General features: G+C 43.0%; 14 protein-coding genes. All 14 read left to right on the top strand.

Annotation, left to right across the window (positions count from 1 at the left end):
* The coding region (locus HFA01_RS11780; protein ID WP_146816452.1) for a flagellar hook-length control protein FliK at positions 1-803 on the top strand (803 nt) is incomplete at its 5' end.
* 8 nt (positions 804-811) lie between these two features.
* Positions 812-1279, top strand: a complete 468-nt coding sequence (flgD, locus tag HFA01_RS11775) for a flagellar hook assembly protein FlgD (RefSeq protein WP_146816450.1) — start codon at positions 812-814, stop codon at positions 1277-1279.
* 1 nt (position 1280) lies between these two features.
* Complete coding sequence (locus HFA01_RS11770) at positions 1281-1646, top strand: TIGR02530 family flagellar biosynthesis protein (RefSeq protein ID WP_146816448.1); 366 nt, start codon at positions 1281-1283, stop codon at positions 1644-1646.
* 83 nt (positions 1647-1729) lie between these two features.
* Entirely contained in the window at positions 1730-2671 is a 942-nt protein-coding gene (gene flgG / locus HFA01_RS11765; RefSeq protein ID WP_146816446.1) for a flagellar basal body rod protein FlgG, read from the top strand.
* 42 nt (positions 2672-2713) lie between these two features.
* Positions 2714-2929 (top strand): flagellar FlbD family protein, encoded by a 216-nt coding sequence (locus tag HFA01_RS11760; RefSeq protein WP_146816444.1) that lies wholly within the window; start codon positions 2714-2716, stop codon positions 2927-2929.
* A complete protein-coding gene (gene fliL, locus HFA01_RS11755; RefSeq protein WP_146816442.1) occupies positions 2926-3342 on the top strand; it encodes a flagellar basal body-associated protein FliL in 417 nt (138 codons plus the stop codon). Before HFA01_RS11760 ends, fliL begins: the two co-directional genes overlap by 4 nt.
* 27 nt (positions 3343-3369) lie before the next feature.
* On the top strand, positions 3370-4371 hold the full coding sequence (fliM, locus tag HFA01_RS11750; RefSeq protein ID WP_146816440.1) for a flagellar motor switch protein FliM: 1002 nt from the start codon (positions 3370-3372) through the stop codon (positions 4369-4371).
* Positions 4364-5575, top strand: a complete 1212-nt coding sequence (fliY, locus tag HFA01_RS11745) for a flagellar motor switch phosphatase FliY (RefSeq protein WP_146816438.1) — start codon at positions 4364-4366, stop codon at positions 5573-5575. The genes fliM and fliY overlap by 8 nt, the downstream gene beginning before the upstream one ends.
* A gap of 27 nt (positions 5576-5602) precedes the next feature.
* A complete protein-coding gene (locus tag HFA01_RS11740; protein ID WP_146816436.1) occupies positions 5603-5965 on the top strand; it encodes a response regulator in 363 nt (120 codons plus the stop codon).
* Between the two features lie 12 nt (positions 5966-5977).
* Entirely contained in the window at positions 5978-6637 is a 660-nt protein-coding gene (locus HFA01_RS11735; protein WP_167506229.1) for a flagellar biosynthetic protein FliO, read from the top strand.
* Entirely contained in the window at positions 6630-7295 is a 666-nt protein-coding gene (gene fliP / locus HFA01_RS11730; RefSeq protein WP_089652404.1) for a flagellar type III secretion system pore protein FliP, read from the top strand. The genes HFA01_RS11735 and fliP overlap by 8 nt, the downstream gene beginning before the upstream one ends.
* Before the next feature lie 18 nt (positions 7296-7313).
* Positions 7314-7583 carry a flagellar biosynthesis protein FliQ gene (gene fliQ, locus HFA01_RS11725; RefSeq protein WP_089652403.1) on the top strand — a complete coding sequence of 90 codons (270 nt, stop codon included), beginning with the start codon at positions 7314-7316 and terminating at the stop codon, positions 7581-7583.
* A gap of 1 nt (position 7584) precedes the next feature.
* Entirely contained in the window at positions 7585-8361 is a 777-nt protein-coding gene (gene fliR / locus HFA01_RS11720) for a flagellar biosynthetic protein FliR (protein WP_146816432.1), read from the top strand.
* Between the two features lie 5 nt (positions 8362-8366).
* Positions 8367-9452: a flagellar biosynthesis protein FlhB gene (gene flhB / locus HFA01_RS11715; protein ID WP_146816467.1), complete on the top strand. Its 1086-nt coding sequence runs from the start codon at positions 8367-8369 to the stop codon at positions 9450-9452.
* Positions 9453-9468 lie beyond the last annotated feature (16 nt).

The raw sequence follows: 9468 nt of genomic DNA, 5'->3' as shown, positions 1-9468 counted from the left end.
CAGGTAAAGAAATGAAAGAATCCATGCAGAAGTTCATGAAACTCGTTGAGTCTTTACCGAACAATGATAAAGGACTAGGACAGAGTGTATTGAATCGCGTCACGAAAGAAGCATCTATTCAAGAACGACAAGTGTTTAAAAAGCTGATCCATATGTACCAAAATCGAATGGATGTCCCAAAAACCTACCATCAACAAACACCGGTGACAGGGAAGGAAATTGTTCAATGGGTAAAGCAGGCTTTGGGAGAGGAAGTTCAACACGAATCTAAATCTGAAGCATCCAAACATCAGCCCATATCCAATGGGTCTGTGTTGCCCATGACAAAAGTGGAACAGCACGTGATCCATATGAACAAGAATCAAGAGAGCTCTTCTTCTACAAAGCAGGTGATTCATGAGCTGGAAAGAATCATACAATCCAGCCGCATGTTCACAAATCCAAAAGGCAACATGGAGATGCTGATAAAATTGAAACCGGGAAATCTTGGGGATCTAACTGTGAAATTTGCTCAAATCAATGACGAAATGGCTGTGAAAATACTGGTTACGAGTCAAGCCGCCAAAGAGATGCTTGAAGGGAACAAAACGCAACTGCGACACATGTTCTCCCCGCAGCAAGTGGTCATAGAAAAAGTGGAAGCATCTGCTTTACAGCAACAGCTTCATGATCATTTGGATAGCAGCAAACAAGACCAGGATCAGCAGCAAAAACACATGCATGACTTTGATCATGAGCATGTGGAAGATCGACAGGACGAAGAACTCTCTTTCCACGAAATATTAATGAACGAGAAAGTATAGGTGATGGTATGACAAGTATTGATCCTTCTCTCTATTTGAAAAGTCAGCAGGTTCGAAGTACTGGAAGCAGTACGCTCGACAAGGATGACTTCTTGAAAATCCTTATGACTCAAATACAAAATCAAAATCCCTTGGATCCAATGAAGGACAAGGAGTTTATTTCCCAGATGACCCAGTTTTCAAGCCTGGAACAAATGACCAACATGTCCCAATCCTTTCAGAGATTTATGGATAGTCAGAGTATGTCTCCGCTAATTCAGTACAGTGGAATGATTGGGAAAGAGGTCTCTTACCCGGTCTATGATCAGGAAACAGGATTGTTGAATCGAACCGAAACAGATGTTGTTCTATCAGTCAACCAGAATGGGGGAGAAACTTACCTGGAATTGCAATCAGGGAAGAAAATTTCAGTTGAAGAGATTACTAAAGTGAGTGAAGTAAACGACAAATCGAATAGCGTAGTCGAAGAGGGATAATATGGATCCACGTATTCAATCTTTACACCGGCCGCTACCTATACCGGAGAGGAGGCCGGTTAACCAGAAGCCTAGCTCCTCCTTTCAACAGTTTCTTCAAGAAGCAAAAGAGATTAAAGTGAGTAAACATGCGATGGAGCGAATGAGAGACCGAAAGATTGAAATTAGTGAACAAACCTGGTCACAAATCGGGGAAAGAATGACCGAAGCCAGCAAAAAAGGGGTGGACCAATCTTTGGTCGTGCTCAATGATGCGGCACTTGTGGTCAGCTCAAAAAATCGAACAGTCGTGACAGCCATGGATCGTAACGAGGCACAGTCACAAATTTTCACGAACATAAATGGAACCATGTTTGTATACGAATAGGCTGGACCCAGAACGGGAAGCCTTGACCATCTGCTGACTGATTGATGCAGATGAATCTACCGAAGGAAAGGAATGTCGTCAATATGCTACGTTCAATGTATTCAGGGATTTCTGGTATGAAAGGTTTTCAGACAAAGCTTGATACAATCGGCAACAACATCGCAAACGTCAACACGTATGGTTACAAAAAAGGAAGGGTCACTTTTCAGGAAATGATGAGTCAGACGGTGGCTGGAGCTCAAGGACCGATCCAGGGAGCAGGCGGAAATGTAAAAGGGGGAACCAACCCCTTGCAGGTTGGTTTAGGAACCCAAGTTGGCACAATTGACAAGATTCATACACAAGGAAGCCGGCAAACTACGAACCGCCCTTTAGATTTGGCCCTTGAAGGGGATGGAATGTTCGTCTTGGCTGAAGCTGGGAATACCGCTATTAACACGGTAGACCAGATTATTGATCTTGAAACTGTAAATACGAGTTTTTCCAGAGCTGGGAATTTCTATCTTGATTCAGAGGGTGCAATCGTAAATGGTGAAGGAAAATATTTAGTAGGTCAACCCTATGATGCAGTGCCAAATGGTGATGGAGTGATACAGACAAATACTCCAATGACAGTTGGTGGTCAGGGAGCACCTGGAATTATCAAAATACCTGATAATGCACAAAGTTTCAGTATTCAAAGTGATGGCATGGTCAATTACGTTGATCAAAATGGAGATACGGTTATTGCTGGACAACTACGATTGGCGAACTTCTCAAACCCTAGTGGACTCGAACAAGCAGGAGGAAACTCTTTCGTTTACACGGCAAATGCCGGAGAGGCTTTAACAGAATTAAATAACCTTGCCATACCGGGGCAGGGCGGGGCCGGTGAAATGGTATCGGGGGCACTTGAGATGTCCAATGTCGACCTTGCAGAGTCATTTACAGAAATGATTACCTCTCAACGTGGTTTCCAGGCCAATACTAAAATCATCACGACATCAGATGAAATCTTACAAGAGCTCGTTAACTTGAAACGATAAAAGGGGTTAGAGGGGCAGGGAAGATCGCCCCTCTCTATAATAATGATTACTTTAACTAAATTAAACGGCCAGCCTTTTACTTTCAACGCAATCTACATAGAGCAAATTCAATCGAACCCTGATACCACGGTGACCACTACCACTGGCCGTACGTTCCTCGTGAAAGAGAGTGAGCGCCAGGTCGTAGAAAAGGTCACTAGGTTTTATAAAGAAATTGGTATCGTCAGGGTTTCAGACAAGGCGGGTGAAGACAAATGAATGGATTTAAAGTGATGGTGATTACGCTAAGTACTTTGACCGTCATCGGTGTCGTAGCACTTGTGCTTGTGCTCAATTTCAATGGAGAAAGCGAAGCGAGTGAAGAAAGATCGATTGATGATATTCGTAAATCGTCATTCCTAACCGATGAAATTACGACCGACTTGCAAAACGGAGATTATGTCCGCATCAGTTTCCGTGTGGTAACGGACAGCAAAGAGTCTATGGAAGAATTGAAAAAGAGAGACTTCCAATTGCAAAATGTTTTGCTGAAAGAATTATCAAGCATGGATTCAGAGACGTTTCAATCCGGATTATCTGACCTGGAAGCGAAGGTTAAGTTGAAACTGAATGAGTTTATGAGCGAAGGAGAAGTCACAGAAGTCTACACGGTAAACAAAGTCCTTCAATAATAAAGAAGAAGAAAGGGGGGTGAGGTTTTGGCAGAAGAGGTTCTCTCGCAGAATGAGATCGATTCATTGCTTTCGGCCCTGTCTACCGGGGAGATGAATGCAGAAGAGCTTAAGAATGAAAAAAAGGAAAAGAAGGTTAGAGTCTATGATTTTAAGAGGGCGCTACGCTTTTCTAAAGACCAGATTAGAAGTTTAACAAGAATACATGAAAATTTTTCTAGGTTGCTGACGACTTATTTTTCAGCGCAGCTGAGAACTTATGTGAACATTGAAGTGGCATCGGTGGATCAGTTGCCTTATGAGGAATTTATCCGGTCGATTCCTACGATGACGATCCTGAATATTTTCAGCGTACCTCCCCTTGAAGGACGGATCTTGTTAGAAGCAAACCCGAACGTGTCGTATGCCATGATGGATCGTGTCCTCGGAGGTAGAGGAAGCAGCGTTAGCAAGGTGGAGAACCTGACGGAAATTGAAACGACGATTATGTCCCATCTTTTTGAAAGGTCTTTAGAAAACTATCAAGAAGCGTGGGGGTCCATAGTCGACATTGATCCTTTACTAGAAGAGTTTGAAGTGAATCCGCAATTTTTACAGATGGTCTCACCAAATGAAACGGTGGTCGTTGTCTCCTTGAACACGACGATCGGCGAGACGAGTGGCATGATCAATATTTGCATCCCTCATGTTGTTTTAGAACCAATTATCCCGAGGTTATCTGTTCACTACTGGATGCAAAAAGAAAAGCCGAAAGAACGGGATCCAGAAGAAGTCCAAGCCATAAGCCATACGATCAAGGAAGCGAAGTTGGATGTGCGGGCGGTATTGGGAGAGGCTGACATGAGCATCGAGCAATTTTTAGAATTAGGTAAAGAAGATGTGATCCGACTCGACCAGTCGATCGATCAACCACTTCAGTTGAAAGTGGATGATGAAGTCAAATTTTACATACAGCCAGGGAAATCAAAAAATAAGCTGGCTGTGCAAGTATTAGAGGAATACCAAGGGGGTGCCGGAGAAAATGAGTGATGATATGTTATCCCAAGATGAAATCGATGCGCTTTTGAACGGCGGGGGTGACACGGACAACGAAGAGGGGCCCTCGAATATTGCAGGAGACCAAGTGATTTCGTCCTTGGAAGAAGACGCTTTAGGTGAAATCGGAAACATTTCATTTGGAAGTTCAGCCACTGCGCTCTCTTCGCTATTGAACCAGAAGGTTGATATTACGACGCCGCAGATTAGTGTCTTGGAAAGAAAAGATCTGCCTGACGAATTTCCTAAGCCGCATGTAGCGGTGGGTGTAACCTATACCCACGGTTTTTCTGGTGAAAATGTACTTGTCATTCAAACGAAAGATGCCGCAATCATTGCCGATTTGATGTTGGGCGGTGACGGGACCGACCCAGATGAACATTTGAATGAAATTGCATTGAGTGCTGTACAGGAAGCAATGAATCAGATGATGGGATCATCGGCTACGAGTATGTCAACAATATTCAATAAGAAAGTAGACATATCGCCGCCGGCCATCGATGTGCTGGATTTGGAGGAAGATGAAGGAACGCAAAAGATACCTAATGAGGAAGTCCTCGTGAAAGTATCCTTCCAGCTTCAGGTAGGGAATTTAATTGACTCAAACATTATGCAGCTCATCCCAGTCAGTTTTGCGAAAGAGCTGGTGGAGGAATTAATGAATCCACAGCAGGAAGATTCAGTGGTTGAGGAGACCTTCAAATCCAAAGAAGAACCAGCAGCAGAAAACAAACCACAACCAGTGCAGGAACAGCCACCTTCACAGAATCAAGAAGCACAGAGTTCCAGCATGCCTGACAACACATTCTATGAATCTTCCACTACAAAAGAGGCTCCTCAATATGTTGGAGGTCCAGCTGGACAAACAGCTGAAGACGCAAATGTGCAAACAGCAGAGTTTCAAAGTTTCAGTCCAGTTCAGTTGAATGGCACGGAACAAAAGAACTTGGATATGTTGATGGACATTCCGTTAAAAGTAACGGTAGAACTAGGACGTACAAAGCGTTCTGTTAGAGAAATACTTGAAATATCATCAGGCTCTGTTTTGGAACTAGATAAATTAGCAGGAGAGCCTGTAGACATCCATGTCAATGAAAAGCTCATGGCTAAAGGAGAAGTTGTCGTCATTGATGAGAACTTCGGCGTCCGGGTGACGGATATTTTAAGTCCAAAAGAACGTTTGACAAAATTACGATAATCAATGAATAACTAGGGAGGATTTAACATGGCAGAAAGAATCTTAATTGTAGACGATGCAGCATTTATGAGAATGATGGTGAAAGATATTTTAACGAAAAATGGCTATGAAATTGCAGGAGAAGCGGAGGATGGAAAGAAAGCCGTCGAGCTTTATGCAGAAGAGCAGCCCGATTTGGTCACCATGGATATTACGATGCCGGAGATGGATGGCATTACGGCATTGAAAGAAATCAAAGGCCAGTATCCTGATGCCAAAGTCATTATGTGTTCAGCTATGGGGCAACAGGCCATGGTCGTGGATGCCATCCAAGCCGGAGCGAAAGACTTTATCGTTAAACCATTCCAGGCTGATCGAGTGATCGAGGCTATCCAAAAAGCCTTGAGTTAAGTAGGAATGCACATGGTTTTTACAACAAGAGTGACAGTTGCAGTTATTCTATTCATCATCATGATGGGTGTGTTCCCTTCCCAAGGTCTTGCGCAGCCCACAGCCTTTGAATGCTTGGAGAACCCTCAACTCGAGGGTTGTCCTTCATCTCAAGGTGAGCAGAAAGAAAATCAGCAACCATCAGATTCCACTGTAGAAATGAATGACGGGGGTGGCCTTGTCTGGAATGTGATCAAACTCATTTTCGCGTTGATTTTTGTGGTGGCTCTTCTATATGGGTTGCTTAAGTTCTTTAATCAGAAAAACAAGATGTTTAACCAAAACCGAACCATGGAGAATCTCGGAGGAATGAACCTGGGCCCAAACCGCTCCATCCAGGCCGTCCGTATTGGAGGACAGGTCTTTATTCTAGGAGTTGGGGAAACGGTACAGATCATTACAGAAATCACTGAAGAAGAGACGAAGCAGACGTTGATGAATCCAGAATTGAACGGAGGTCCATCCTCTCAATGGAATATAAAAAAATGGACAGACAAATGGAAAGAACGGCAGGAAGTGGGAAGCTCCTCTTCCATACAGTTTCAACAGCTGTTTGAGAATCAATTGAGTGATATGAAAGATAAAAGGAAGAAAGTAATGAATGAGAAGAGGAGGGATTCTGAGCATGAATGAATTCATTGATATCTTCTCAAGTTCCGACCCGGAAAGCGTGGCTACATCGGTCAAGCTGCTTTTATTACTCACGGTGTTATCCTTGGCCCCGGGAATTTTAATATTAATGACAAGCTTTACGAGAATTTTGATCGTTTTGTCTTTTGTCAGGACTTCTTTGGCTACCCAATCCATGCCCCCCAATCAAGTCCTCATTGGTATCGCCTTATTCCTCACATTCTTTATCATGGCTCCTACTTTTCAGGAAGTGAATGAACAAGCCCTGACACCGCTCTTTAATGAAGAGATCACGTTGGATGAAGCCTATGAGGAAGCGAGTGAACCTATGAAAGAATTCATGGGAAAACATACGAGACAAAAGGATCTGGCTTTATTTATGAACTATTCAGGTTTGGAAGCACCGGAAAGCATTCAAGATGTACCGCTGACGACTCTGGTCCCCGCCTTTGCCATCAGTGAATTGAAAACGGCATTTCAAATGGGATTCATGATCTTCGTTCCGTTTCTCGTCATCGACATGGCTGTTGCGAGTGTACTTATGTCTATGGGAATGATGATGCTTCCACCAGTCATGATTTCCTTGCCATTTAAGATTCTACTCTTTGTTTTGGTGGATGGTTGGTACTTAATATCAAAATCATTATTGGAAGGCTTTTAATGATCGGAGGTTTATAAAATGAACAGTAACATGGTGATCTCATTTGCAAAAGAAGGCATATATACCGTCCTCCTCATCTCTGGCCCCTTACTGATTTTGGCGCTTGCGATCGGATTGCTCGTTAGTATTTTTCAGGCAACCACGCAGATTCAGGAACAGACGCTTGCATTTATACCAAAAATCGTAGCGGTTATGATCGGTCTCATAGTCTTTGGACCGTGGATGCTTACCAATATGGTTGAATTCACAGCCAATATTTTTAACAACTTGAACATCCTGGTGGGATAACATGCTGGATACAATAAATGGGGCCAACGTGCCAGCGTTTTTGCTTATATTAGTCAGGGTGACTTCTTTCTTCGTAACGCTGCCTCTTTTTTCATATCGGACAGTTCCGACGAGACATAAAGTGGCATTCAGCTTTTTCTTAGCTGCGATTATGTATTTCACGGTTCCTGCCCCTGAACTCATCATAGACGGAGAGTATTTTCTTTTGCTGTTCAAAGAAATGGCCGTGGGAATCGGGGTTGGTCTTTTGGCTTACATCATTCTTTCCGCCATACAAATTGCTGGCGGTTTCATAGATTTTCAGATGGGTTTTGCCATTGCTAATGTCATTGATCCGCAGACCGGTGCTCAAAGTCCATTGATCGGGCAGTATTTATATATCATCACGCTTTTATTTATATTAGCTGTCGATGGTCACCATTTGATGATTGACGGCGTGTTTTACAGCTATGAACTGATTGCGGTGGACCAATTTTTACCATTAAAAGAAGGTGATTGGATTATGTTTGTCATCCAATCTTTCAACCAAATGTTCGTCATCGCCTTTCTCATGGCCATTCCAATCGTTGGGTGTCTGTTTTTAGTGGATATCGCTCTCGGCATTATAGCGAGAACTGTTCCTCAATTGAATGTCTTTGTCGTTGGTTTACCTTTGAAAATCTTTGTTGCCCTCTCTGTGCTTGTCATTGCGATGACTTTTTATGTAATGCTCATAAGGAATTTATTTGAAACGATGCTGACGACAATGCGAGACCTTATGCAAGTATTGGGAGGTTGAGAATGATGGTTTGGTTAAAGGTGGATCTCCAGTATTTTGCTGCGGATGAGAAGACTGAAAAAGCAACACCAAAGAAACGTGAAGATACGAGAAAAAAAGGACAAGTTCCGAAGAGTCAGGACGTGAATACGGGCTTTTTGCTTCTCCTTATATTCGGAACACTTTTCCTTCTCGGTGGCTATATGGAAGGAACACTCAAAGGCATGTACAAAATGGCCTTTAATGAGTACATACATAAAGATCTTTCTCAAGAACAGACCCATGCCATGTTTGTTGAGATGACAATGGAAATTTCGAAAATCATCGCACCGATTATGGGGGTGGCGATTGTTGCTGGGATTGCTTCCAATCTCCTTCAGGTGGGAATTATGTTTACAGGAGAACCCCTGAAAATGGATTTGAAAAAATTGGATCCCATCAAAGGGGCAAAAAGGATTTTCTCAGCAAGGGCATTGGTCGAGCTCCTGAAATCGCTCTTAAAAATCAGTATGGTCGGGGTCATCACCTTCGCTATCATTTGGGTTAATAAAGACCAAATGATGATGATGTCGCAAAAATCGGTGGGAGATGCGCTGGCTTTTTTCGGCACGATTACCACTATCATGGGGCTGGCTTCTGCCTTAGCGTTGTTAATCTTATCTGTCCTTGATTATACCTATCAAAAATACGACCATGAAAAAAATATCCGCATGTCCAAAAAAGACATCAAAGATGAGCATAAAAACATGGAAGGTGATCCTCAAATCAAAGCTAAAATCAAGGAAAAGCAGAGACAGATGTCTGCAGCGAGAATGATGAGTGAGGTACCAGATGCCGATGTTGTCATTACCAACCCTACTCACTATGCCATTGCCATCAAATATGATGAAGCGAAATCAGATGCTCCTTATGTGGTGGCGATGGGCGTGGACTTTATCGCTTTGAAAATCAAGGAAGTGGCGAAATCGAATAACGTAGTGACCGTGGAAAACAGGCCGCTGGCACGAGCTTTGTACCAGCATTCAGAAATCGACCAGCCAATTGACGAACAGTTTTACAAAGCTGTTGCGGAAGTACTGGCCTACGTCTATCAACTAGAAAGAAAAATGTAAGAAAGGAGTAGACCCT

This window comes from Halobacillus faecis (assembly GCF_007991335.1).
Taxonomy (GTDB): domain Bacteria; phylum Bacillota; class Bacilli; order Bacillales; family Halobacillaceae; genus Halobacillus; species Halobacillus faecis.
The sequence above is the reverse complement of the archived record's forward strand: the minus strand, read 5'-3'. Positions and strand labels throughout refer to the sequence as shown.

Bases quoted from the DNA above. Each gene is read 5' to 3' on its own strand.
- flgD (WP_146816450.1), top strand. From the start codon at position 812: ATGACAAGTATTGATCCTTCTCTCTATTTGAAAAGTCAGCAGGTTCGA.
- HFA01_RS11770 (WP_146816448.1), top strand. From the start codon at position 1,281: ATGGATCCACGTATTCAATCTTTACACCGGCCGCTACCTATACCGGAG.
- flgG (WP_146816446.1), top strand. From the start codon at position 1,730: ATGCTACGTTCAATGTATTCAGGGATTTCTGGTATGAAAGGTTTTCAG.
- HFA01_RS11760 (WP_146816444.1), top strand. From the start codon at position 2,714: ATGATTACTTTAACTAAATTAAACGGCCAGCCTTTTACTTTCAACGCA.
- fliL (WP_146816442.1), top strand. From the start codon at position 2,926: ATGAATGGATTTAAAGTGATGGTGATTACGCTAAGTACTTTGACCGTC.
- fliY (WP_146816438.1), top strand. From the start codon at position 4,364: ATGAGTGATGATATGTTATCCCAAGATGAAATCGATGCGCTTTTGAAC.
- HFA01_RS11740 (WP_146816436.1), top strand. From the start codon at position 5,603: ATGGCAGAAAGAATCTTAATTGTAGACGATGCAGCATTTATGAGAATG.
- HFA01_RS11735 (WP_167506229.1), top strand. From the start codon at position 5,978: ATGGTTTTTACAACAAGAGTGACAGTTGCAGTTATTCTATTCATCATC.
- fliP (WP_089652404.1), top strand. From the start codon at position 6,630: ATGAATGAATTCATTGATATCTTCTCAAGTTCCGACCCGGAAAGCGTG.
- fliQ (WP_089652403.1), top strand. From the start codon at position 7,314: ATGAACAGTAACATGGTGATCTCATTTGCAAAAGAAGGCATATATACC.
- fliR (WP_146816432.1), top strand. From the start codon at position 7,585: ATGCTGGATACAATAAATGGGGCCAACGTGCCAGCGTTTTTGCTTATA.
- flhB (WP_146816467.1), top strand. From the start codon at position 8,367: ATGGTTTGGTTAAAGGTGGATCTCCAGTATTTTGCTGCGGATGAGAAG.